Consider the following 26,110-nt stretch of genomic DNA (forward strand, 5'->3'; position numbering starts at 1 on the left):
GTATGCCCTGTCCAGTATGAAGTGAATAGTTTATTAGATAGATTTATCTATTGGATTTCATATCCTACGTAGCGCTTCTATCATTTAACTTAGAAGACCATTTTCTAAATGATTGGTCGTTCTTAGAACAAGTGAAGAATAAGCATCTGACTGAAATAGATAGTCCCATATATCTAAACAAATGTTAAGAGTGTCGCTATCTTCATCATCTGTTGCTTCGTCATAAAGACGTTGTACAACTTTTATAATTTCTGAGTCTTGGAACCTTTCATTTTTAGATTCACTATTGCTGGTTGAGTTAGTTGTTATATTAATAACTAATGTCAAAAGTGATGAGCTATATTCAGTGTAACTATCACTTTTGTTTTCAAAGTAATGAAATAAACCATATAGATTAAAATGAGCAGCTTTTGATTTGGCAAATATTTGAAATAGTTCTACTGAATTTATTTTGTTCCAAAACTCATCATGTCCAACTGTACTACTAATTGAACGCAGTATGCCTTCATCGTTATCATTAACCAATATCTCAAAAGATGATTGCAATTTTTCTAAATTTTCATCTCCATGCCCATCACATAAAAGCTGGTTAACTACAGACGTACAGCCTTCTTTTAGAATACCAGTGTCATTAAAAATGATTTTGAGTTCCTCCTGAAAGAGGTCATAAAAATACCAACGAGCATAAATTTGGCGTGCAGCCTCCTTACGAACGTCTTGATATTCTGAGCTTAACATTTTCAAAACAAGTGAGATTAAATCTTCCTGATGCTCACCTTTAAAACCATTATTGAAAAAGTAATGTGACTCATAACCACAAGCCATTCTTAGGTCTTTGTTGCATAAAGCAAGAAATTGGGTGAAGGCAAAATCTTCGTCATAATTTAGCAAAGGAGCTAAGAGTTCCAGTGCCGCCAATTTTACTGCTGGATGAGGATCATTTATAGCTAAATCTACAAAATGCTTATGAGACAAAGCATATTCTTTATCATTCCAAAAGAGCTCGGCAATAGCCAAATAAGCTTTACCTCTTACACAGTTAATTGTATTACCTCTAAGCTCTTCAGCTGAAATTACTTCTGGATCATTTCCCTTTTGAGGGTTGTAGATATTGAGCTTACCCTGTATTGGGTCCTTTGAATTTATCGCTAAATATTCAATTTGTTCAATATATTGTGGAGACAATGTTTTTATACGAGTGTCTAATAAATCAATTAACGCGTGACCATCATCCATTAGTGAAAAGTGGGCTAATACTTGCTCAATTAATTCGATATGAGGGGATTGCCAACTATCACGATATGGTTCAGTAACATTCGATGAGCTGGAATCACGTAAGCCTCGAAAGAAGGCTTCAATATATTGACTATCAATATCTTTAGGTAAGGATAAGGCTAATCTACAAAAGCGAATAGGTTGATTCTTTGTAGCAGTAAATAATGCGTTTGAAAATTGATGGATACTTGCTTCTGCTAGAGTATCTCCATTAATACGTTTTAATCTAAATGAATTAAACTCTTTAGCAGGCGTGAGAATCAAATTAGTCCATGCTTGATCAGAAAGATGATTAGCGTTGCGTATAGGAGAGGTGACCCAACCACTATTTATTTCGTAACTTTTACAAAAATCTGATGATTTAGATTGACCAAACTTACGGTTAAGTATCTGGATCATTTCTTCTGCTTGGATAGACCGCCTTTTTTTATCAAGTTTTGGCAGTAAGAAGTACTGAGTTTCTCCCCAATAATGAGAGAAATACCCTGTTCTTCTATATTTAAGCTGTCTTTTTATATCGTCATAATCAAAGGAAGAAAAAAATAAAATTCGATTTTCTAATTCATGAAATAAGGTTTTTGAACAGAATGGAGAAAATTTTTCAATTATTTTTCCTGATAATATCCATGCTGGCTCTTTGTAGGTATTTCCGCATTCAAAACGTATTTCAGGATTGGATAAAATCCATTCAATGATAAAATCTGAATAATTAGGTGATAGATATATGATAATTTTAGCTAATATATGATTAAATACAAAATTTTTGTTGCTGCTATAGCCGTGAATTAACTCAAACAAAAGATTAGATTGGTCATATAAGTTCTCAGCTGATTTTTCGAGTAATTCAATTATTCCATGAATTAGATTAGCTACAGGGTCATTATTGTATCTAGTATTTTTAGATAACCAGTGATAGGGTTGTTCATCATTATCTGTACTGCTTAAGAGATTAGATAAGCGAGCAAGTAATCTACGAATAGTTTCTTGGGGAATTGCATCAGCGAGAGTAATTATTTCATCCAGTTCGATACTTGACCAGTTATCTCTATTTGAAAATTTGGGTTTGCTAGAACGTTTTTCAGAATAATAATCAATTTCTATAATATCTTTATAATGATCCAGCATTAACTCAATCAGGTCTAAGGCTCGTAGGGGATTTTTTCTAGAAAGATCTTTCCAGTTGATAAAATTCACATAACAGCCTACTGCTATAAGCTGTTTGCGTACTTCAAACATTTCTACTGAGTCATTAGCTATTTCCCAGCATAAGGTGTTATAGACATATCTATCCCATTGTTCAGTCTTCCCTATAAATGGTTTCATTTCAGAGAGAACAAGATCTGGTGAATAGTCTGCAATCGATCTAAGTAATCTTAAAGTAATATCTAGCAATTCAGGATTATGGTCATTTAGCCAACTATTCAAATACTTTTTTTCTGAAAGATAGGATAAAATTGCGACATTTTCATAACAGCTGTTGTTTAGGAACTTAATAAATAAGCCAGGTTCTGCAATAATTTCATCAATTAAGAGCTTAGCTGGTTTTTTTAAATCTTTTATATTTTTTAGTGAATTAAGGGCTAAATACTTTAAGTGAAATCTTATATTTTCATTAAAAATTATTGCTCTAATGCTATTGCAGAATGTGGTTTGATCTGTTTCAAGTAAAAGGTTGAGAGCATATTTTAAATGCTCACGCTTTGTTAACGTTTGTTCGCTACGGTTCCCAAGCATTTGAATTAGATTATCTGTAGATATCATAGCCTCATTAAAGAGCTTAAGGCCGATTTGATAATCATAAAGAGCTTGATGTCTGAAACTAATTCTAGCGCTTTGCTTGAATAATAGCCCCACAGAAATTAAAGCATGTAATGTATTTTGACTACCTGAAGGTAAAATGTTTTCATTCACATTCAGGCGTGAGTTACGAGACATTTGTTCAACAATAACATCGATAAGATTTATAGCATCTTGTTTAGAAATGTGATGATTAAATTCTAAGAGGTCTAAGCGATTTTCTCTAAAGAGTCGTACTAATTCTAACTTATTTGTAAACTGGGGAGCAGATTGGATTCTTTCTGCGATCGTTAAATAAATATTAAGCCATAAAGGAATTTGTAAAGTTTTCTTTTTTTCTTCAGTTAGGGAATTATAAACCTCATAATCTTTGATGAGATTGCTGACTATTGATTCATCTAATGTGGAAATACTAATTTTACTAAGATGGCTGGTAAGGCTGCCAATCCAACTTGAAAGAGCTGCATCTTCTTGTGCATCAAAATCTCTAGAAGCAAGAATAATACTTATTTGAATCTTTTCTTGGCGTAAGCTAAGAATCTGTCTTACTAATTGACGACATATTTCTAAGGCGTTACTTGAGTGTGATCCTGTCCAACGTATTGCATCTAATTGATCTAAAAGAATCACTACTTTTTGATGTTTCGCAAAATTTTTTAAACAGCTAATAGGGGAAGACGGAAATCCTAAATCTTGCCCAAACTGATCTATGTTATTTTCAGGGTGCTTTCGATCAAGTCTTATAGGAATACTAATAATATTTTGTGCTTGTAACTGTTGATGCAGGTCCAATAAGACAACACTTTTACCCATCCCAGCTTCTGCTTTAATAAGAGTGACGGCTGTTTGATTTACTGATTGAACAATTTCATTAAGTTCAGGACGTGGGATAACATTTTGAGTAATAAGATGAGGTTCAATAGAATTAATGAATTCTTCTGATAGTTGTCTAATAACAGTTGTGATCCTTTCATCATTAGGTGTGATTTTTAGACTGAAACCGTGGGACTCAAGATCGTTTAATAGTTGAGAAACTGTAATTTTTTGCCTAAGCCTATTAAAGCCAACAGGATAATTTTTTAGAAAATTAATCACATTAATCGGTTGGTCAAAAAAGAGTATAGAAGCCTTATCGAGTAGCTCATTCCGTTGATAGGCATCTTCAGAGTAACTAGTCACTACAAATTTTTGTAGGAAATTAATTGCACGTTCCAAATGTATATCTTGTTGAATATCCAACCCAAGATATGTACATAGCTGCGAAAAATCTTTGTGTCTTTCTGCACTAGAGTTAATTTGGTAAGTTAAAAAATCTTGAGGTACCCCATTGTAATTCAATGCAATTAAACGTAAGTCCGCCATTAGTTTACAAGTTAAAGGTGAAACAAGATTAAATTCTTCAGTACCTTGCTCAATCTGGAACTTGGCATTTTTTAATATGCTTGTACTATTTAAGGCTGAAAGAGTCCAGAATTCATTACTTCCATTTCCAGCTTTGCATTGATGATGTTCTGTTTTGCCATCTTGTCGCCCAATAATGACGTCTACGCCTACTTCATCAGTACCTATAGGTTCTATGGTGACATAAGCAGTTTTTTCTTCAAGAAGTCTTATGAATTGATAGGCAATCCAATTTGTCTCAAAATAGTTGCCTAATTTCTCAGCAAAACCGCCTGATTCTAATGCCATGTATACAACCTTATTTTTAACCTATTATTCAGTAATATATAATACTTGTGGATGATAGCAATACTTTGCTTAATTAGTCAGACTAGTTCCTATAAGCGATATTATGTCTTACATGTATGAGTCGAATCCGCTTTATGGTAGTTCAAGAAGACTTAGGCTCGGATCATTTCAACTTAGAAGATATTACCTAAGGGGGCTTCTAGAAGAAATTGATAGGTTTAGCTGTGATATTGATCATAGACCTAAACAATTCAATAAAAGATAGGTTGGATAGATTGGACCCTTGAGGATAGGGCCGGTTACAAGTCATTTAAACAACATGTTGGAATGGTTTTATTTTTTTTCACATATATACCATCTGAATGAGAACACGTCGTTTTCAAAGGCTTAGCCTAATACTAGGCCTTTTCTATTTCAGAGGTATATCTTATGCAAATCAATTGTCCATATTGCCATTCAGAGCATATGATCCGTGTTATGCAAAATGGTAGTTCACAGGCTGGCAACCAAAGTTTGGCATCGTCAGCATTATTTGCCACGATGGGTGCAGCATTATCAAAAACATTACCTGTGTCACTTCTCATAGGAGGGATGGCAGGGGTCGTAGTCGGCGGTTTGTTAGGTTCAGTATTTGGTTCTGCTTCAACTCAAACTGTGCAATCTTGCTTTCAATGCCAGCATTGTGGACATTCTTTCTACTGAGGCAGAATGAGAAATTAGACTTCTATGAGCTTATTTGGGACTGGTAGGCGCTTACCAGTCTTGACTCTCTTTAAATTGATCTAGTAGATAGATTTGAAATAAATTGAATGGTCAGATTGAAAATCTACATTTGCTATAATGTCTTGGTTAAAGATATGAGGCTGTAAAATGAATGCTGGAGAAATTGGAAAAGAGGCGGGGCGGATTTTTGAATATAAGCTGCCTGCTAATTGGATTGCCCGCAGCCAAGAAGATCAAGATGATCATGGTATTGACTATGAGATTGAAATTAAAGATGCAGAAGGGAAGGCTCTTGGTGAAGACAACGTTTTTAAGATCCAAGTAAAGGGCGAGGAAAATTGTTCGTTTATTAAGGACGGGCAAGTTGTATCTCATAGCATCAAAGTCGAAAGACTTAAATACTATTTATCATTTAACATACCCGTAATATTGGTAGTGGTGGATGTGACTCTGGAGAGAGTGTTTTGGTTATCCATTACTGATAGTGAAATAATTAGAGAGCAGATAGAAAGTACGAATGATGAAAACAAGAGTGTACATCTGCCTATACAACGTGAACTCATTCGAAAAGATAATGACTCATTTCTAGGATTGATAGCTGCTGTAAAGCAATGTTGGGATTATTTATCTATAAGGGGCATTAGGAAAGCAGTTTCAAATTATTTAGTTGTTAGACCTGATGAAATTGATAAGTGTATTAATGATATAGGTGACGCTTTTTTCAAAGCTCATCATGTAAAGCTTGATCGACTCTTTTTACAGAAGGAATTTAAGACGCTTTATGAGCAAGCCAGCCAGATATTTCAATCACCAATAGTTCCTGCTAAAGATAGATTTATTGCTCTAGCTTATTTCGCTGAAGCATTTGAGGCTGCACCATACAAGACCATTAAAGTTGAACAAATTTCTGAACGGCTTAAGGTTAAAGAGAAGTTAGTCCATGTCGCAAGGGAAGTCCGAAGTAATATATATGGAACTACTGCGATAGGGAAGTTGCGCATAGAAATATTTAAAATAAAATTAGAGCAGCTTCACGCATTACATTTCTCTAATGCAAATTTTGATAGCCGAAGTATTGAATATATGCTTATGGATGGGCAAACACATCAATTATATCTTGAAGTATGTAAAGAACTTCAGAAGCTTATCATCCTTTGTAATAGATTGATAAGCCAAAGTCAATTTGATGTACTCGCGTCCTTATTTGTTGAATTAGCTCAACTACTTTACTTATTCAAAATGGTTCATTCTGCGCGTGGTTCAAAACAGTCTATAGATTTTTTAGAGGAGTGGCATTCTCTAAGTATCGAAACAATTATAGCTTATGTTTCGTCATGTGGTGATTACCGTAAGTTAGGAAAGATTTATTTTTTATATATCAATGAGATGTATGAAAACCGAAGCAAGTTGGTCTCGATAAGAGAGCTTGTACTAAAGCTTTCTCCTGATGCAAAAGATATGTTGGATGAAATAGAAGTGCATGTTAAAGACTTGCACACGGAGCACAGTTTTTATGACTCAAGCCCAGAAGAACAAAAAGCATTCTTTTTAAACTTAGCGAAGAGTCTTGGGATGGATCCAGATGATTCTAAAAGTAAAGAGGGGCAGTTCGTCAAAATAGGACTTCAAAACTATGACCCTTCTAATGTAATGAAGAATTGTGAGAGCTTATTTGTACATTACAAACCTAGGGGGATGATTGCTCAACAATTAGGAATGCATTCTTTAGGAATGATTACTTTAGTTTGTTTGAAGCATCATTACGTTAGTGGTGGGTGGTCGTTAGCTGAGGTTTATGATCAAGATGAAGGCCCCGATTTTTTGAAAGGATTTAAACAAAACCACTGCGATCAATGTAAAGATTGTGTTTCAAGACCAGATAGTTGGAACTGGAGTCTAAAATGGCATGGCGAGGAGGCGATTAGTCATAAGCCTCTTTTAGATAAGTTTAGCGCTTTTTGATGTCTATTCTAGGATTAAGTTCAATATTTTTACTTACTCACCAGAAATTCCGTAACTAAGGTGGTTAAGAGTATGTGCTCTTAATACAGAACCTTTTTTAATTTCGATTGAGTGAAACGTCTTATGTGAGTGCTTAATAAATCTTGCCTATACCCAAAACACATATGAGGTTCCACTTACTGATTTAAGTGTTCACACACGTACCTGATTTGTCGCAGAAATAGGACTATTGCCTATTTTGGAGCTAATCTTTTTGGATTAATGTACAAATTGACTTTGAAGTATTGTATAGGCTCCAGCTAGTCGAGCATCTCATTCTAATGGGCTATCCCGTGATGTGATCTAACCTGTGGTTCTACTTCTCAGTAACTCCAAAAACTTTTGCATACGGTACTGTGTTTGAACAATAAAGTTGTAAACTTATGATTAAATAAAATCAATAAGTTAAAATTTCTAGCCTTTAATAATTTTACATTAAAGCCTTAAACTAAGTTTAAGGCTTTAATTTTTTATTTAACAATATAGTTGTAAACTATAAGATAAACCATTTATTACATTAATAAAATTACTCTACCAAGTATTCGTTGTCCTTGTTCTGTATTTCTGATAACATCCAATGCCTCGGTGAAAGGTACTTCGAGACCAATGGAAGAATGCAGATTTCCTTGAGTTGCAAGCTTTTCAATGTCGGAGAGATTTTTAAAACCACCTGTCGCAAACACCATTTTATAACTTTTTGATATAGATGCTATTCCTCTTAGAACTCTGCCTATTGTTGGATTAATATCTATAAACTTTCCTTTATTTAAAAGCATTTCCAAGCCATCAGTAACCGGTAGAGTTCCAAGGGTGTCAAATACTACATCATAGGGGCCATTAGAGATGAATGAGAATTTATCGGTATATTGGTATACTGAATGAACTCCCGAGGCTTTGATATTTTCTATAGACTTTTCACCGCATGTACCAGAGATATCTGCTCCATGGTTTAAAGCGATCTGTATAGCAAAGTTGCCCACAGCACCACTACAACCATTTATAAATATACGCATTCCTGATGTTACTTTTGCCGTATTCACAATAGCATTCCATGCGGTTGCAGCGGGGATTGGAAGACAGGCAGCTTCGCTAAAACTCAATGACTTTGGTTTAAGGCAAATCAGTTCTGAATCTGCATCCACTATTTCAGCAAAGGCGCCTTGCCTACGAATTTCAAGTGTGCCAAAAACTTCGTCTCCAACTTTAAAATCTTTCACATGCTCGCCAATTTCCTCAATGATACCTGCAAAATCACTGCCCATGCCTTGTGGAAATTTTCTGCCAGTTGCAAACTTCATGGCACCTTGACGTAATTTCCAGTCCAGAGGATTAAGTGCAGCAGCTTTTACACGTATACGGACTCGATTGGATGCTAAATTCGGGAGAGTATATTCAGCGAAAGACATATGCTCTGGACCACCATATTGGTCAAATTGTATTCTTTTCATCACATTTCCTTAATGATTTAATTCTGCCAAGTCTTCGTCAGTCAGTTGAATATTTGTGCTTGCCATGTTCTCTTCTAAATGTTCAAGTGAACCTGTACCAGGAATGGCTAGCATGACTGGAGAAAGTGCGAGTAACCAAGCTAATGCAATCTGAGTTGTCGTTGCACCATGTTTAGTAGCTATTCTGGTGAGTTGATCATTATCAATATTATTCATCCCACCACCGAGTGGGAAAAATGGACAAAAGGCAATCTTATTGTTCGTACAGATATTTAATAAATCCATATCCTTACGATTAGTAATACTGAAATGATTCTGGACTGCGGTAACAGGAGCAATTGATTGTGCTTCTGCCAAATGTGTATGATCGATATTGCTTAAGCCTAAATGACGAATTAGTCCTTCTTCACGTAATTTAGCTAGTGCTTCAAAGCGTTCGGCAATAGATTCACCATGTGGCACAGTCATTTCACCTATTCGCAGATATACGAGATCAAGAGAGTCAAGTCCGAGGCTTTTTAAATTTTCCTCAATCAGCTGACGCATATCTTGACCTGTTGCTGTTCGATGGCTTCCATCCTCATTGAATACCACACCGACCTTAGTCGCAATAACCAAACTGGATGGATAAGGATGTAAGGCATCTCGAATAAGATTATTGGCACGCACTATGCCATCACCACTTTGATAAAACTCTGCTGTATCGATTAAATTGACGCCAAGTTTTGTAGCATGGTCCAATACTCTTTTCCCTACTTCTGGATCACGTGCTACGCCTCTAAAGCCGTTACAGGGTAAACGCATTGCGCCAAAACCAAGGCGATTTATAGGCGTGTCGCCGCCTAATAAAAATTCATGAGAATTTAAAGATGTTTTCATTAAATATTCCTCGCTTAATTGGTGTCTTAATTCATTTCAAAACCATGTTGGTTTCTCTTGAATTTATGACTAAACGCTAAGTCGCTCAGCCAGCCAGTCAAAGATGAATTCAGAGGCAGTAGCATATCCTCCTATCTGACAATGCGATTGGGCCGTTGAGGTCTCATCAAATAAAAGATATTCCTTAGGTCCCTGTAATACCTCGTAAAATGGTTTTGCACCGCTAAATACTTCGGCTGTTCCATCTAGTACAAGTGTTTCGCAAGTAACTTTTTTAAGAATTTCTGAGTTATCATAGGGTTGTAGCGCGTCAATGACATCTTTAATTGTATTTGGTACACCATGCTTCCATGCATAATCACGTACCAAATTTTTCATTTGTGCTGGTAATTGCTCTAGTGGATGTTCTTTGAACTTTTCCAGTTGATTGATAATTTGTCGTCCCCAGCTGATATTACCTGGATCAGTGATACATACCTTAATACGCTGATCAAATGCAGCAACACGTGGTATTAGATAGCCACCAAAGCTTAAACCCATAAGTGCAATCTTATTCGCATCGACTTCTGGAAATTTATCCAGAGCAAAGTCAATGATTGGGCTGACGACTTTTTCCCAGTCAGGGCGGAATGTCAGATTATTCAGTCTTAATGCAAAGCCCTGACCTGGACCATCATAGATCAAACAATGAATTCCTCTGCGAAGAGCTGCTTCATAAACCCAGCGTGTATCTTCTGCCCAGGTATCTCGACCTGGTGTAATAATCAGTAGAGGAGCTTTTTCTCCAGCTTTGGGGGATTTATAAAAATAGCCAGGTAAAAAGCTATCCTCATAAGGTATTTCAATGGCGACTCCAGGATAACCAGATAAATGTAGATAGCGTTGATAACATGTTGCACTTGCAATCGCATAATCTTTCATACGAGCATCTTCAAAATCGCTAAAATACAATAATGCACAACGCCAATAAGTTGACGCTCTTAGATAGGCCGTTGACGCTGTAACACTTTTACCATTCTTGTCAGCTTCTTCTGCCCGAGCTTGAATACGTCCTGCCAATTCTGCCCATGCAGTCATCCAGGTTTCTTCATTACTGTCTTTAAGCTGACAGACGATATCCATAACCTCACCAAAATCGGTCATGCCGTAAGGCATAAGGCTTAGAATGTGTTTTGTAAGAGCGTCAATTAGAATGTTTTCATTAAAAAAATTGTGATTTGTCCAATGTTTTCCTTGAAATGTGGGATTTACATTTGTTTGAGTGTTAGATGATTGATCTTTCATAATAACGACCTCTTGCTTTTTATCTGTCCATTAAGTAGGTATGATTAATCAGAGATTAGTCATAGAAATTTTTAAAAACGATAAGTGAGAAATGCCCCATACATTGTTTGGTTTTTATCCTGAACGATAGGGCTATCGGCTGCATCACTTTGTAATTGCGCAGCGGTGATATTTGCGCCTATATTCCAATGCGGTGTGAGTTGGTATTGGGCATGAATTGAGAAACGTAAATTTGAAATACCATTGCCTGCTTCATAAGCTGCAAAATTAGAGTTAGCAGCTTGTTCAGCATTAACGCCAAAGAAAGTCTGCATATATTCATCATTGCCCCAAGTCAAACCAGGGCCAGCAGAAATCATTAGTCTGTCAAATGGACGGTAATTTACTCTGGCATCAACATTCACCATCGTGCCTTGCTTGTTTCCCTCTACATCGGACATGACACTGGCACTCACCATCCACCAGTTTGTGCGGTAACTGCCTGATAATCCTGCCCGAGTTGTAGCATCAATATCCCCTAAACCCTGTAAACGGCTGTCATCTGATTCCTTACGAGGTTCGTCAATCCCAAGTGCAACAGCGGCAGCCAAGGTCCAATTTTTATCTTCATACAGATAAGCTCCTAGCCCCCCAGGTAAACCACTGCCAGGAGCCCCACCAATAAAAAAGCGGTTGTAACGAGCATTGATGAGTGGAAGTACTTCGGTTTTATTGTCATCACTGCCTGGATATTCAGGCAGACTCAATGCACCAACACCTAATGTTAAATCCCATTTTCTGGATTTATTTGATGTTTCTTCTGCTCGAGCTTCTGCCAAGGGTAAAAAAAATACAAAAGGTAGGGCTGCACTCAGTGTCAATGAGGCACGATTATTTAAGGTCATGAAAAACTCTCCTTGTGATCAATAATTAGGCATCTCGACGTACCAGTTTTTTTAAACGACGCTCAAAGCCTGCTACATAGGTAAAAACAACGGGAACTACAAGTAAGCTCAGGGCTGTTGAGGTCAAAAGACCTCCGATTACAGCCATAGCCATGGGGTGACGGAAACTTGAATCTGCACCAAGGCCTAAGGCAATAGGTAACATCCCTGCAATCATGGCAATAGTCGTCATCACAATTGGACGGGCTCGTTTATGGCAGGCATCTAACAATGCCTCATATTGAGATAGCCCACGATCACGCATTCCAAGAATGGCGTACTCAACCAGTAGGATTGAGTTTTTGGTCACAATACCCATGAGCATGACCAAACCAATCATTGATGGCACATTCAATTCACTATGGCTGATCAGGAGAGCAATAAAGGCACCTCCTATAGAGAGTGGAATGGCAGAGAGAATTGTGAAAGGCTGGAAAAAATCCTTGAAAAGCAGTACGAGTACTGAGAATACGCATAGCAATCCAAAAATAATTGCCATACCAAATCCTAATGCAAATTCTGATGCAATCTCAGCATCACCAGTCTGAATAAGCTTCACGCTGGAAGGCATAGCTTTTACACTAGGTAATTGCATTGCTGCCGATACGGCATCGCTCAATGCCATACCACTCAAATCTGCTGTTACCGTGATATAACGCTGACGGTCATATCGATCGATTTGGGATGAACCATTTTCTATGGAAAGTTCAGCAATACTAGAAAGAGGAACCAGTCCATTTTTTCCAGCAATTCTTAGATTTGACAACGTATTGATATCTTTCCGCAGATGATCATCAACACTGGTACGGATGTAGATTTGTCGATTATCAAGATTGAGTCGGGCAACCTGTGCATCAAAATCACCACTTGTCGCAACTCTTACCACTTCCGCAATGGATGCTGTGGTAATGCCTTGTTCGGCTGCACGCTGACTATCGGGACGAATGACAATCTCTGGACGCTCAAGGCGAGCTGTCGATGTAATATTGGATAATTTGCTAATACCACGTAATTCACGTTCCAGAGATTGTGCTGTAGCTTTGAGGGCTTGTGGGTTATCGCTGGCAAGGATCAGTTGCAATTTCTCACCAGGTCCACCACCACTCAAGCTAAAACGTGCACCAGGAACATTTTCCAGTTTTTGACGGACATTATTTTCAATAGTTAGTTGAGTTTCACGTTGACCACGAGGTGACATAATCAGAGTTAATGAAGCATTGCGGACATTACCTGCCTGCGTGGTGCCTTGACCTGCTTCCTGTGGAGTACCGACTGATGTAAATACCTGTTCAATACCAGGTATTTTATCAATAACTGTACGGGCAATTTCAGCAGTAGATAAGGTATCCTGTAATGAACTGCCAGGAGGTAATTCCATATTGACTGTGGTAATACCACTGTCAGAAGCGGGTACAAAACCAGAGGGAATCATGGGCACCAGCATTATGGAAGCAACGAAGAATAACGTGGCACCAAATAATGTGGTTTTTCGATGGGTCAGACACCAGCGCACAGCATCCAGATAGCCATGCATGATCCGCCCGTCTTTATGTTCCTTTGGAGCTTCAGGTTTAAGAAAATACACGGCCATCATCGGGGTAAGCAGACGTGCCACCAGCAGGGAAGCTAAAACGGCAATCACCGCAGTCCAACCAAATTGTCGGAACATCATGCCTGGAATGCCCCCCATTAAAGCCGTAGGCATAAAAACGGCTACCAGACACATTGTGGTTGCAATCACTGCCAGTGCAATTTCATTAACAGCATCTTCTGCTGCCTGACGGATCGGCTTCCCCATTTGACGATGACGCTCAATATTTTCGACTTCAACAATGGCATCATCAACTAAAATGCCAATCACAACTGCAAGAGCCAATAAAGTCACGGTATTGAGGGAGTAACCCAATAGGGCCATTGCAGCAAAAGCGGGCAGAATGGATAAAGGCAAGGCCGTTGCAGAAATTAAAGTAGCTCGCCAGTTGTGTAGGAAAAGCCAGACGACAATAATGGCTAGAATAGCTCCCTCGTATAGCATCGCCATAGAACCATCATATTGTTCAACTGTTTCATCGACAGAACCTGAAATATAGGTCAGCTCTATACTTGGATCATCTTTTTTAAGCTGATCAAGGACTTTTCGAACACCTTCGGCGATTTTTACCTCATCGTAGCCTTTCGCCCGATAGACACTAAACCCGACTACAGACTTTCCGTTAAGCAATGCAGCTTGCGTATGTTCTGCCGTGGTATCTGTGATAGATGCAATTTGATCGAGTCTGAGACTTTTTCCATTAGACAGGGTAATTCGCAAAGCCCCCAGCTCTTGTGCTTGCTGGACGGTTGCAATTACCCGTATGGATTGTTCTTCTTCACCAAGTTGCCCTCGTCCCCCTGAAGACTGTTGCTGAATCTGACGTAATGTGTGAGATACTTCTGCGACCGTCACACCAAATTCCGCCATACGTACAGGGTCAATCCTGATCTGGACCTCACGCTGCACCCCACCAATTCTCTCAAAGCGGCCAACACCTGGAACACTTAATGCGATCTTTGCCAGCGTATGATCTACATACCAAGAAAGAGCTTCTTCATCGAATTTAGGAGATGTGATGGCATAGGTAAGTACTGAACCTCCCACACTTTTTCGGGTACTTACAGTGGGTTCCTGAATTTCTGTTGGTAAATCTGAGCGGACACTATCAACGGCATTTTTTGTTTCAATTAATGCATCTGAAATATTTTTTTCAAGCTCGAATTCGACTTGAATCGTGACTAAACCATCAGTTACGGATGTCTGTAGATGGCGGAGCCCATTTAGACTTGCAAGAGAATCCTCGACTTTACGTGCAACTTCAGTTTCGAGCTGGGCTGGAGCAACACCTGGCTGTGCCACAGTTACTGTAACCATAGGTAGATCAAGATCTGGTAAATTTTGGGTAGGCAAACTGCCAAATCCCCAGATACCCACAATCGTTAATAAGACGAACAATAAGATAGCGGGGATAGGATTTCTAATAGACCAAGTTGCAAAATTCATGATTTGGTAACTCCACTACGCTGAGCTACACGAACAACATCACCATCAGATAAAAAGCCTGCACCATCAACTACAATATGTTCATTACCATTCAATCCATCTATGATTTCAACGGCTTGCCCCTGACGACGACCCACAGTGACTTTGCGTAATGAAACTTTTGAGATGTTTTTATCTTCAGAAAGAACCAGAACATAGTCATACCCATCACGAATAATGACACTCTTGGCTGGCACAGTGAGGGCTAGACTATTACCAAGTTTGATGCTACCAGTCACATACATTCCTGCATGCATTTGATTATTCGGCTGTATATCCGCATAAATTATTGCAAGACGAGATTCGTTATCAAAGGATGGAGAGATCTGACGGACTACGGCCATTGCGGTAGTGCCATTTGATAGTTGCAAAATGATAGCTTGTCCGATTTTGACTTGAGAGCGTTGTGCTGCCGTTAACTCACCACGCCATTCAAGTCGATTCTGACGAATCATCTTAAATAATTCTTGTCCAATCGGGACTGTACTTCCCAGTGTTGCTGCACGAACACTAATTATCCCATCATCTGGGGCGACAACATTGGTGTAACGTAACTGTAGCTGGTTTTTTTCAAGTAAAGCATTTGCGACTTTTGATTGGGTAATCGCATCAGATACTTCTTGCTTACTAATAGCATGGCTATCTCGTAAGGAAAGCATCCGCTGTTGATTTTCTTTGGCTTGATCAGCTTTTGCCTGGAGTTCTGCCTGTTCAGCAAGTAGCAGTGTACGATCAAAACGAGCCAGTACTTGTCCTTTTTTTACTGAATCACCTACATTCACAAGTACATCAACGAGCTGGTAACCACTGATTCGGGCGCTAATACTTGCCTCTTGCCAAGCACTTATCACGCCTTCGGCATTAAGTGTGAGTGGCCAAGTAACTTGTTGAGGGACGGTACTTGTCACTGTAAGTGCTGAAACTGTAGTAATAGAACTATCAGCAGGATGATCTTCTTTCTTAAGATTACTGTAAATAAGAAGCGCCATTGCCAGAATTCCGATAAGACCAAACACAACATATCGAATACGGTGTGTTGTATTATTTTTCTTCGGGGACTCATTCAGGGGAACTGGTGTGGATGTCATCCTAAACCTCAATCATTGATATTTATAAATAAGGAGTTATTTATGATTCGTTAATCATTGCAAATGCTTTTTTCACAATAGGACGTAGATTTGCATGACCTCCACTTTCGAACCACTCATCAAGCGCTGCTGTCCATGCGGACATGACAGTACCAACAATAATTCTTGCTTTAAGGGGGGACATTTTTTCTTCCCCTTCTCTCTTAATCAGTGCTAATGCAAGGCCTTGTTCCCAAATAATTCTTTTTTCGTATTCCTTTCCAATTAAAGTTGATGTTTCTTTGGTAAGGGACATAAATGCCATAGCTAGTTTGGGATTTTCATCATAGCGTTTTAGTAATGAGGACAAGGTCTGGCATACAGCCTTATATGGTGGCTCATCAGAGGGTCTATTATTTAAGACCTGAACCAACTCAGGTACTTTCTCAATTTGCCAAGCAAAAAGAAGATCTTCCTTGGCATTGAAATATCTAAAAAATGTTCTTTTCGCTATCCCTAAAGGTTCAACAATCTGATCAACGGTAGTGTTGATAAAGCCTTGTTTTAAAAATAATTCGACACCTTTAGTAATTAAGTCATTACGGATGGCTGCCTTTTGCTGTTCACGCAAATTTGGGGTTTTAACTGTCATAACAATTTCTATAAATACCTAATTGATCTTTAATGTCACTTGGTGTAATAATGTCACTAGATGACACTTTTTGTGAAAGTATCATGATAAAACCAAAGCGTAAAGAAATTTTTATGTGACTTAAATCAGGAAAACTTATGATGAATGAAAAAAATGAAGTAGATACAGTAAGTTGTAAGAAAATCAGCGGGTGAATTTATGCCTGTCATTAACCGAAACAAATGTGAGGGAAAGGGTGATTGTATAAGAAGTATGTCCAAAGAACGTTTTGAACTGGTTGTTCTGTAAGAATCTGAAAGGGAAGATCTGTCACTGATTGGAAAATTTAAAGGATTTTATATGACTGGAAACAGGCTTTTATCATTGATGACTTGGCATGTGAGGTACGTGGTTTATGCGTTTCAGCCTGTCCAGAAAAAGCAATTATTTGAAAACGTACACCTGCCCGTAATAAGACATAAACACAAGAATATCCTTTGGAGTTTTCGAGATGGTCATGATGAAAAAAATGTATAAGCTTATGGTCCAAGCTTTTTGTGTAATGTTTCTGGTAAGTAGTTCAACGTCAGCAAATAAACGTAAGCCTTCGGATCATTTTGATGGCAAGAAATTTTATAATCCTACTTTAAGAGAACAGTTTTCACCTGGCTTATCTGACATATTTCGTATGATGAGAGAGGGACGTAGCAAATGGCCTACAACTGTACAGAACACAGCAACTCCAAAACTAGCTGAAAAATTAGGCGATAGTGAGATGGGCGTGACCTTTGTGAATCACGCAACTTTTTTAATCCAGTTTCAGGGATTGAATATTCTTACCGATCCAGTCTGGTCTGAGCGGGTAAGTCCTTTTAGTTGGATTGGACCAAAGCGTGTACGTGAACCAGGAATAGCTCTCACTGACCTTCCAAAAATTGACATCATTGTTATCAGCCACAACCATTATGATCATCTTGATATTGCAACATTAAAGAAATTAAACAAATTGTTTTCACCTAAAGTGATTGTACCGGTTGGTGATAAGGCTCTGATAGAGTCAATTGGAATAAAAAATGTAGAAGAAGTGGACTGGTGGGATAACGTTAAAGTTGCTTCTGATACCTATATTACTTTTACACCTACACAACATTCATCTGCCAGAGGACTTTTTGATCGAGATAAAAGTCTTTGGGGCAGTTATTTTATTCAGCATAAAGCTCGAAGCATTTATTTTGGTGGAGATGCGGGCTACTCAACTCACTTTATAGAAACTAGAGATCTTCTTGGTTCACCAGATATTGCTCTTTTAGGCATAGGAGCATATGCACCAAAATTTTTTATGCAACCCATTCATATGAACCCAGCTGAAGCTGTTATAGCCCATAAAGATTTAGGCGCTAAACTAAGTGTTGGTATGCATTTTGGGACTTTCCAACTTGCTTCAGAGGCATTTGACCAACCCTTAAAAGATTTAAAGATTGCTTTAGAAAAAGAAAATATCCCTCAGAGTGATTTCATTATTTTACAGGAGGGGGAAACCAAGATTTATCCATAAAAAGATTTAACGCTAATATTGGTGTAATCATTTGTTCAACACAAAAATTTGGGGATAAAGGTGATTTAGATATATGTCCAAAGAACGTTTTTGAACTGGGTGTTCTGCAAGAATCCGAAAGGGAATATCTGTCCCTGATTGGAAAATTTAAAGGATTTGTATATGACCGGGAACAGGTTTTTATCATTAATGACTTGGTATGGGAAGCATGTGGTTTATGTGTTTCAGTCTGTCCCTAAAAAGCAATTACTTTAAAACGTACACCTATCAGTAATGAAACATAAACACAAGGAATATCCTTTGGAATTTTCGAGATGATCGTGATGAAAAAATGTATAAAGTGGTAATGAAGCCCACTGGGCTAACAGATACGAAGCGTACTCTCATCCATGAAGACAAGATTCCCGAGCAGTACATAAGCCAGTTTTCGCACATGGGCTTGCTGTTCTCTCCGAGGAATCCGCTTTACGGAAGTAAGACACCTTACGCATCTGCCTGAATGGGCAGGGATAACACGAGATGAAGTCTTATGAAAAGGGGGAGCTTGTTTGGTACTCCGACTGAAGATACCAGGAAGAATTCATGCAAGACTTACCTTCAATCCGTATTTCGAATGGCAATCATAGATCATGGTTTCAACTTTCGATGATACTAATTCTCACGAGGCTATTTTTCAATAGTAATGTAATTCAAAGACGGGAGACCAGTAATGGCGTCAACAAAAGGTAAGATTATTCGCTTGTTTTCGAGATTTGCACTTGAGCGTGCCATGGTTCTTTCAGTGGAGGCATTTGGTGGCTTCCAGTTGGTTCGTCTGCGCAGCACAATAGATGGTTATGCCGCAGGCACAAAAGTCCAACTGCTGTTGCCTTCTGACGAAGTGCGAACCTATACCCCGATTCGTCATCCTGAGGGCATGTTGCTACTAGGATGGAAGCATGCTGATGGACCTGGCGCACGTTGGTTGGCGGAGGTTCAGCCTGGTGCTATTATTCCTTTCATCGGACCTCAACGTTCGTTATCGATTGACGATAGTCCTATCGTTTTGGTTGGTGATGAAACAAGTGTCGCGGTCGCAGCTGCGCTTTCGATTGAGCGACCGGGTTTTGTACATGCTGTTATCCAGTCAGATGCCCCCTCTGATGTGTGCTTGGCAGCCAAAGCCGTTGGGCTTGATAACGTAGATGTTGTATTACGTGCTGACATCAATGCGATTGTAGATGCAGTTTCTGACAGGCTTTCAGTTGTGCGAAATTCTGTTGTTGTGTTGACGGGTTGCTCTGATCTTATCGTAGCAGTGAGAGATAGGCTACGCAGTGGTGGGGTACAAAATATTAAGACAAAGACTTACTGGATTCCGGGAAAAGTGGGTCTTGACTGAGGTATTTCTATGAAAATTTCTGTATTAGGTGCTACAGGCCTAATGGGTGGAATTTGTGTTAAAGAGGCTCTCTGCGTCGGTCACGAAATTGTCGAATAGGAAAAGAAAATATCACTTAGAGTGATTTCAGTATTTTACAGGAGGGCGAAACTTAGACTTATCCATAAAAAGATTTAACGCTAATATTAGTGTAATCATTTGTTCAATACAAAATTTTGGGGATAGTAATATTTCCAATGCGTTTTTCCAGTTGAGAGCCGAACCTAACTATCAGCGCAAAAGAAGTAAATGAAACTCTCAATTGGAAATTTAATTTTTTACTAATAAGTTTTCCCTTTTCTATTTGGTTAGACACATATAAACCCGATTAGCCCAGCTTTCTAGATCCTCAACAGCAACTTTTTGCCCCTCATCAATACGTGGATGATTGAATCTAACTTGTTGAATTGCTATTCTTTTGATGAAGTTATGTGGCCAGTTAAGTGTTTTTTGAATAATAAATTTTCGGATTTTTTCATAATCTTCTTCCCAAGAATTCATATCTTTTATAGTTAACAATTGCGTCGAAAGACGTGTCGCATTATCGGATGTATCAACTTCTAGTAAAATGAAATGCTGGCCTTGAAGCAGAAAATGTACTTCAGCGATACAACGTGGATTATTGTCAGCCTTTAGATGTTTAGTAAATCCCGCTACTTCAGGTAGAACTTTTAAAGTTAGTGAATACTGTATTCCATACTTTTCCTCAAGTTTATAAAGCATCTGCATAAAAGCGGAGAAACGGTCTAGATATAAATGTGCATCATCAGTTTGATCCTTTACACCCTCAAAATCACCAGCTTTAACTGTACCGCCAATTCCTGGTTCATCTGCATTCACATCACCAATTAATTCATCAATATACTCTTGAGCATCATCCACGATAACAGCGTTTTTTGAACCAGTTTTATCTGCGACTTTCCCGGTTTCAAATGGATCATCAAAATCAAGTAAAGTCGTTGGACCATCTACAATAGTAGGCTTGTTGCTTGGCGTTGCTTCTTCCTCATCATTGAGTTTGGGTTCTGCATGATTCGGCTTTGGTGGTATGGTAGTGGTATTACCCGATTTTTTTGAGGCTTTAGAAAATTTATCATGATGAAAAAAAACAGGCTTATCAATATGGGTGGAGAGTCCAGAAAAGTCAATGATTTCATCTATCTTAAATGTATTGGTTAACCTGTCATAGTAACCATGCGGCTCAATGTTTACGTCTGTTAAATTGGGTGGGATGAAACTAAAGTTTCATGTTCTTGCCGTATTATTAATGCTTGCAAAAGCCTGACACTGTTGAGCGATGCTTTCATATGAAGCTCTTATGTTTTTGTTTAGGAGTAAATATGCAAGAAATCGACGAAACCCAGGTTTATTGAAATGAGAAAGTGCAAGTGAACCCTCACATGAGGGAAGAACATTAATCAAGTAATGATCCGTCTTATTCTGAATATCAAAGTCTTCTGTCAGCACATTCAACTCAAGCGCAGATCGAGTGAGGTAAGCATTCTGGAAGAAGAAAGCTCTTGCTAACTCAAGTTGTGGCAATTGAATATGGACTTGCTTAACGGTTTGTGCTTCATTTGAAAAGGTTGCCAGAGCATCAAACCCAAAAAAGTGAAATTTTGATTTAGACTGGGCAAAAGACATCCACTCTGCTGGTAAGGGACATCTAAATTTTAGGTGAAATCCAGACTTTCGATGTTCATTTTTGGTGGAGTTGATAATTCGACGTTTGGCCAGCAAATGCATGTGGGAAAAAGAGGTGTTATATTTTGCTTTAGACTCTTCGGACTCTCCCCACAGATTAATTAACCAGGGTTTATTATTATATCTAAATAGGTGTCCTATACCAGTAATCAATGTATCTAAAGGGAGGCGTTTAATGTGCATAAGTCTTCTTCTCACAAATTATATTTAGGAAAATTTGGGCTTCTTGGGCACTGCTGTCCCACAATTATTCCAAGAAGAACCTCAATTGAGGTTCTTCTTGTTTTCGCCACTTCTTATCGGGTAAAAATAATGCCTTTAGAAGTTTTCTTTCAAATAAATTGACCTGAATAATTCTTAATAATCTCTGGACAGTCCATCCCTCATGAGCCATATGTTTTGCAAAACTCACTAATAAATAGGCAATTAATGCTATCCATATTTGAGTTTGTATGGCATTTCGGCTTCGACCTAGAAATGATTTCAATTTTAAATTCTATTTAATCGCTTTGAAAAATAATTCTACTTTCCAACGATCTTTGTAAATTGCTGCAATAGTCGATGCAGCTAGATGAAAGTTGTTACTTAGAAATTCAGATGTCCTTTTCTTTTCAACATCATAAAATTCTATTCGTCTTAATCGCTTCGGTGCACCACGCTTTTTAGCATAATCACTGCTCAACTCAATATATTCATCCGCAAGAATTCCTTTGCAAGCGTATACTTCACGTTTTGACTTTACTTCATAAACCGTCTTCGGTCTTAGCCGTGTCACAAAGCTGACTTTTTGGTCAGTCATCTCTGCAAACCACTGATAATCAACATATCCTTTATCAAAAACTACGATACTTCCAGGTGGAAATTTGAGTAATCTGCCTTGCACCATATCATTTTCAATACCATCTCCGAGTGCAACAAATTCAGGAATCGTATTGCTGTGATTTAATCCAACTGTCAGTTTAATGCTCGCTTTGGATTCATGTACTTTTGCCCATTCACATAAGGACAGTGAAAGATCAATGTGGCTTGCATCAAGTGAATACAGCGGATTCTTAAATCGAAATTTATGTGCAATCTTTGTGTTTTCACAATGCCGAAGTAACTGAGTAAATAATTGCTGATATAGGCTGGCAGGCTGTTCTTGATTGATTCTTGCCAAGGTGCTTCGTGCAATAGTCTTAGCACCGAGATGATAGAGCTTTTCCTGCTGTGATTCGAGATTGGATTGAATATCTCTTAAGCTTTGCCGACAGGACAGCTGGGACATCAATATGGCAATAAACTGATCCCAACGTGTGGCTGATCTTAATTTTTGTCCACAATGATGCTGCTTGGCAAGACGTTCAAAATCACATCGTGAAATAGGTTTAAGTAATTGATGAAATACGGTATTCTGATGTGACAAAACCTGAGTCCTTGTAGTTAAAGTGTTTGTTCGCACTTATATTTTAACTATTTTGGGCTCAGGTTTTTTATTTAAACAAAACTATGGGACAGCAGTGAGTAAAACTTCCTTTATTGCGCTGATTTAAGATAAGCTTGTGGTTAATTATTCTATCTTTATGACCCAAACTTCCAGTCCCCTTGATTTGTAGATACAACCACTTCAATAATTTTATTTCTACCACAGTTGTTTTGGCTAGGATCAGTGAGTTAGTTCATTAAAGAATAGAAACTAATCAGGAATTTGGCTGGCTTATAATTTCCGAATGAAGAAGCCTGCACCTAAAATCTATCGTACAACTAATTGGTTCACATATAACAGATCCCTCATTAATCGTGGAAATATTGCCATTTAGTTTGATCCCAAGACTCAATGGTATGCGCAAGCAAATGGTAACAAAGTCGAAATCAAACTCATTCTGACGCAGCCATCCAGTGCGGTTTAATGATTAAATCCTTATTTCGTCTTTCTCTAGCCGTACTGAATAAATTTATGGAATTAGGCCAACCTCATACCCGAGTTGTAACTTAAATTTGAGTGAGTTGGGGACGTTTCAAATTATAAATCTTTGTACAACAAAACCTCCAACCAGCTAAAGTTCCAAAGGATTTTCTAACCCCATGTTGGATTCGGTTCCTGCTATACCTTAGCTTTTAAACGATGATTTTTTTAAGAATTTTGGCACAAAATTTGGCACAAATTATAAAATCTAGAAGATTCTATTAGATTTTAATTATTTGATAAATAATGAATTAAACCTAGATAGAATCTATTAAAAAGTTATTTACAGAGTTCGAATCTCACCGCTTCCGCCAAATATCTAAATAAGCCCTTGTTTTTACAAGGGCTTATTTTTTTGTCTGTGCTATTACCCCTCAACTTACCCCACATAAAAATTTGGATTGAATTACATGGGATAGGACGTGTAAGGAGCAATTAAGAAATTGCTAACGATCAGTTGATATTCTAGCGACAGTATAAGCCTTTACTCGAATACACTTAATTACCTATTTCTCAAAGTTGGATGGATGTGAAAGAGGGTTTTATATGCTTTGATTCATAATAGTAATAATTCAAAGGATAGAGCGCACATTTAAAAAATACTTTCCATTGCTCAAAGTTGAAAGCAAAGTTATGTGTCGCAAATAGAGTCGTGTTAAAACTGAACATATCACTTACGAATGTTTGGAATCTAATTGGGCCTTTTTCATAGCTATCGCGGAATTGATTTAAATCTATATTGAAGTTAATTTCAGTATTAGGTTGAGCGTAAACAAAAATATTGACATAACATTGTCCTGTCATTGTTCGTTGAATCCGACTTTGAATACATAAAATTTGACCCATGCCGATTTGACGAAAGCAAGCACTGAGTTTTTGATAAACTTTTTCTGTAGATTTATCTAGCAGATTTATATCCTCAATCTTCGTATCTGCTTGATGGTTAATTTTGAAGTTGAAACGAAAGACTTGTAATGAATCATATTGCCTTAATAGCCGACCAACAATACGAGTGTTTTCTTGGCATTGTTTAGAGATTAAAGCCTTTCTTTTTTTCTGTATTAATTTGAACTCATTGCCAACTGCATGACCACGGATAGAATTCCAAATGCTTGTATAGAAGGTATGAATATCACTATCAACGGAAGGCTGGTAATTCTTTAGGGCATCGGGATGTACATGGCGATTAGAATTCAAAATCTCCTGTATTGCTCTCACCAATAAGGTTACATGGGAGGGAATGATGCAATTTTCATTTTGGTTGGTTAGCCATAAAAGGTTATCTGTGTTATTCCTGAAGCAATTTATGCTTCCATAGAAATTGTAGTAATCAACAGTAGGTTCAAGATAATTCTTGCCCTTTTTAAAAGGCTTTGAATTGGCTGATACCACTTTTTCTGCTGTGAATAATAAGTTCTCAAGGACCTCATAAAACAAGCAGTTTTCAGGGCCACCGATTAGATCTAAAGCAATATAATTCGCAAGCTGATTAAGCATCTGTGACATAGGTTGTACTCCATACAATAAGAATTAAGGTGTTGTGGTTAGTTCAGTGTTTTTAGATATTCCGATGTCAGGAAGAGAGTTGCCTCTAGGACGGCCTATAGCCTTGTCGTTAGGTTTTGGAATGGCGCTGGTCTGGAATGTTCGAAGCACTTCAATTTCAGATAAATGCTTGTCGATAATGAATTGATCCTGTTTGCAGATGTAACCCAAGACCTTATCCAAGTTGTCGAACATGGTTTGATCAGTATGCTTAGCCATACCAATAGCTAGGTTACGGTAGGCCAATCTGTTACGGTTGCAGTTGAAATAGAAACCGTGACCCTGAGTGAATTTGCACCAATAAGCGCCAATCTGTTCAGCGTAATAAGCATCGTTTTGGTATTTGTTACCATTCAGAAAAAATAGGCAGTGGTAGTGATAGCCTTTCTTTTGACCAAACTCTAACTTCCAGATATAGCCAACAATTTTGGGTAAAGCAGGGTCATGATGAAATCGTTTGAAAAAAGCACTTAATGTGGACTTCAGCTGTTTAAGATTCAGTTCATCGAGGTTTTGATTTTTCCAGCATAGATCTACTCGTAGTATGAGCAATTTGCTGTATTGAGCTCTGAGTGCATCAACCAAATATTTAGCACGTTCATACTGATGTTCGGATTTTCGTTGGCGCTCTGCTTGTTTCTGCTTGAATGAAGGATCGTTCAAGTATTTAGACAATGCATAGACCAAATCGTTAACTAATTCAGCCCACTCTTTTTGAGAAACAGTGTTTCCATCTTTATCTAGCTTGTAGTAGGTAAATGAAGGCTGTCTTTGCCAGAAGGCATACTCATCGTAACCTTGTAAGTAAGGTTCAACAGTTTCTTTGAATACTTTCAAGAAAACTTGGCGATGTTCACAATCAAACCTCGACGGTTCTTGTACCTCCATAAAGGATGTCATGGTTTTCAATAGGTTATCCAATTCCTTATCGAAAACACGTTTAATATGTTTCAACCCATTGAGTTGATAAAGCTGGTGAATGTTGTTATTGACGATATGGGTACAGATAGTGATAGCGCTGAAGCACTGATCAACTTCTGGATTAGGAACGATGGTGAATCCATTCTCAATTTGCTCAACAGTGAGCTCGGTGTAGTTTCTGGGATAGGTATCATCAATTCTCATATTGAATCACTTGGTATGGTTTT

The 26,110-nt window shown here is 38.0% G+C and carries 14 protein-coding genes and 3 pseudogenes; 5 read left to right on the forward strand and 12 right to left on the reverse strand.

What is annotated here, in order from left to right:
- Positions 1 to 84: 84 nt before the first annotated feature.
- Complete coding sequence (locus tag IEV36_RS10460; RefSeq protein WP_005258466.1) at positions 85 to 4,761, reverse strand: NACHT domain-containing protein; 4,677 nt, start codon at positions 4,759 to 4,761, stop codon at positions 85 to 87.
- A 429-nt stretch (positions 4,762 to 5,190) separates the two neighbouring features.
- Between IEV36_RS10460 and IEV36_RS10465 the strand changes: the two genes are divergently transcribed.
- Positions 5,191 to 5,463 (forward strand): hypothetical protein, encoded by a 273-nt coding sequence (locus IEV36_RS10465; RefSeq protein WP_005258464.1) that lies wholly within the window; start codon positions 5,191 to 5,193, stop codon positions 5,461 to 5,463.
- A 168-nt stretch (positions 5,464 to 5,631) separates the two neighbouring features.
- Entirely contained in the window at positions 5,632 to 7,446 is a 1,815-nt protein-coding gene (locus IEV36_RS10470) for a DUF4365 domain-containing protein (RefSeq protein WP_005258463.1), read from the forward strand.
- A 551-nt stretch (positions 7,447 to 7,997) separates the two neighbouring features.
- On the opposite strand, the gene IEV36_RS10475 is transcribed toward IEV36_RS10470, so the two are convergent.
- The 7 genes from IEV36_RS10475 to IEV36_RS10505 form a co-directional block, all read right to left on the reverse strand.
- Positions 7,998 to 8,933 (reverse strand): NAD(P)-dependent alcohol dehydrogenase, encoded by a 936-nt coding sequence (locus tag IEV36_RS10475; RefSeq protein WP_005258461.1) that lies wholly within the window; start codon positions 8,931 to 8,933, stop codon positions 7,998 to 8,000.
- A gap of 9 nt (positions 8,934 to 8,942) precedes the next feature.
- Positions 8,943 to 9,812 carry an aldo/keto reductase gene (locus IEV36_RS10480; RefSeq protein WP_005258459.1) on the reverse strand — a complete coding sequence of 290 codons (870 nt, stop codon included), beginning with the start codon at positions 9,810 to 9,812 and terminating at the stop codon, positions 8,943 to 8,945.
- Between the two features lie 69 nt (positions 9,813 to 9,881).
- The gene (locus IEV36_RS10485) at positions 9,882 to 11,096 is read right to left on the reverse strand and encodes an alpha/beta hydrolase family protein (RefSeq protein ID WP_005258457.1); all 1,215 of its coding nucleotides are present in this window, start codon (positions 11,094 to 11,096) and stop codon (positions 9,882 to 9,884) included.
- A 71-nt stretch (positions 11,097 to 11,167) separates the two neighbouring features.
- Complete coding sequence (locus IEV36_RS10490) at positions 11,168 to 11,980, reverse strand: MipA/OmpV family protein (protein ID WP_005258456.1); 813 nt, start codon at positions 11,978 to 11,980, stop codon at positions 11,168 to 11,170.
- 25 nt (positions 11,981 to 12,005) lie between these two features.
- Complete coding sequence (locus IEV36_RS10495) at positions 12,006 to 15,056, reverse strand: efflux RND transporter permease subunit (RefSeq protein ID WP_005258454.1); 3,051 nt, start codon at positions 15,054 to 15,056, stop codon at positions 12,006 to 12,008.
- Positions 15,053 to 16,183, reverse strand: a complete 1,131-nt coding sequence (locus IEV36_RS10500) for an efflux RND transporter periplasmic adaptor subunit (RefSeq protein WP_005258452.1) — start codon at positions 16,181 to 16,183, stop codon at positions 15,053 to 15,055. The genes IEV36_RS10495 and IEV36_RS10500 overlap by 4 nt, the downstream gene beginning before the upstream one ends.
- A 40-nt stretch (positions 16,184 to 16,223) precedes the next feature.
- The gene (locus IEV36_RS10505) at positions 16,224 to 16,814 is read right to left on the reverse strand and encodes a TetR/AcrR family transcriptional regulator (RefSeq protein WP_005258445.1); all 591 of its coding nucleotides are present in this window, start codon (positions 16,812 to 16,814) and stop codon (positions 16,224 to 16,226) included.
- A gap of 490 nt (positions 16,815 to 17,304) precedes the next feature.
- Here IEV36_RS10505 and IEV36_RS10510 point away from each other — a divergent pair, with 490 nt between their 5' ends.
- Entirely contained in the window at positions 17,305 to 18,348 is a 1,044-nt protein-coding gene (locus tag IEV36_RS10510) for an MBL fold metallo-hydrolase (RefSeq protein WP_005258444.1), read from the forward strand.
- 739 nt (positions 18,349 to 19,087) lie between these two features.
- Positions 19,088 to 19,729 (forward strand): SIP domain-containing protein, encoded by a 642-nt coding sequence (locus IEV36_RS10515; protein WP_155757688.1) that lies wholly within the window; start codon positions 19,088 to 19,090, stop codon positions 19,727 to 19,729.
- Between the two features lie 339 nt (positions 19,730 to 20,068).
- Here the strand turns inward: IEV36_RS10515 and IEV36_RS10520 are convergent.
- Together IEV36_RS10520 and IEV36_RS10525 are read right to left on the reverse strand one after the other, a co-directional pair.
- A pseudogene (locus IEV36_RS10520) lies at positions 20,069 to 21,655 on the reverse strand (Tn7-like element transposition protein TnsE).
- 64 nt (positions 21,656 to 21,719) lie between these two features.
- A pseudogene (locus tag IEV36_RS10525) lies at positions 21,720 to 22,877 on the reverse strand (IS4 family transposase).
- Between the two features lie 304 nt (positions 22,878 to 23,181).
- Here IEV36_RS10525 and IEV36_RS10530 point away from each other — a divergent pair.
- Positions 23,182 to 23,414: pseudogene (locus tag IEV36_RS10530) on the forward strand (transposase); the annotation flags it as partial.
- Between the two features lie 516 nt (positions 23,415 to 23,930).
- Here IEV36_RS10530 and IEV36_RS10535 read toward each other — a convergent pair.
- Both IEV36_RS10535 and IEV36_RS10540 read right to left on the reverse strand, forming a co-directional pair.
- Positions 23,931 to 24,923 carry a hypothetical protein gene (locus IEV36_RS10535; RefSeq protein ID WP_005258430.1) on the reverse strand — a complete coding sequence of 331 codons (993 nt, stop codon included), beginning with the start codon at positions 24,921 to 24,923 and terminating at the stop codon, positions 23,931 to 23,933.
- A gap of 24 nt (positions 24,924 to 24,947) precedes the next feature.
- Complete coding sequence (locus IEV36_RS10540; RefSeq protein ID WP_005258428.1) at positions 24,948 to 26,087, reverse strand: YagK/YfjJ domain-containing protein; 1,140 nt, start codon at positions 26,085 to 26,087, stop codon at positions 24,948 to 24,950.
- Positions 26,088 to 26,110: the final 23 nt, after the last annotated feature.

It is taken from the genome of Acinetobacter vivianii (genome assembly GCF_014635885.1).
GTDB lineage: Bacteria > Pseudomonadota > Gammaproteobacteria > Pseudomonadales > Moraxellaceae > Acinetobacter > Acinetobacter vivianii.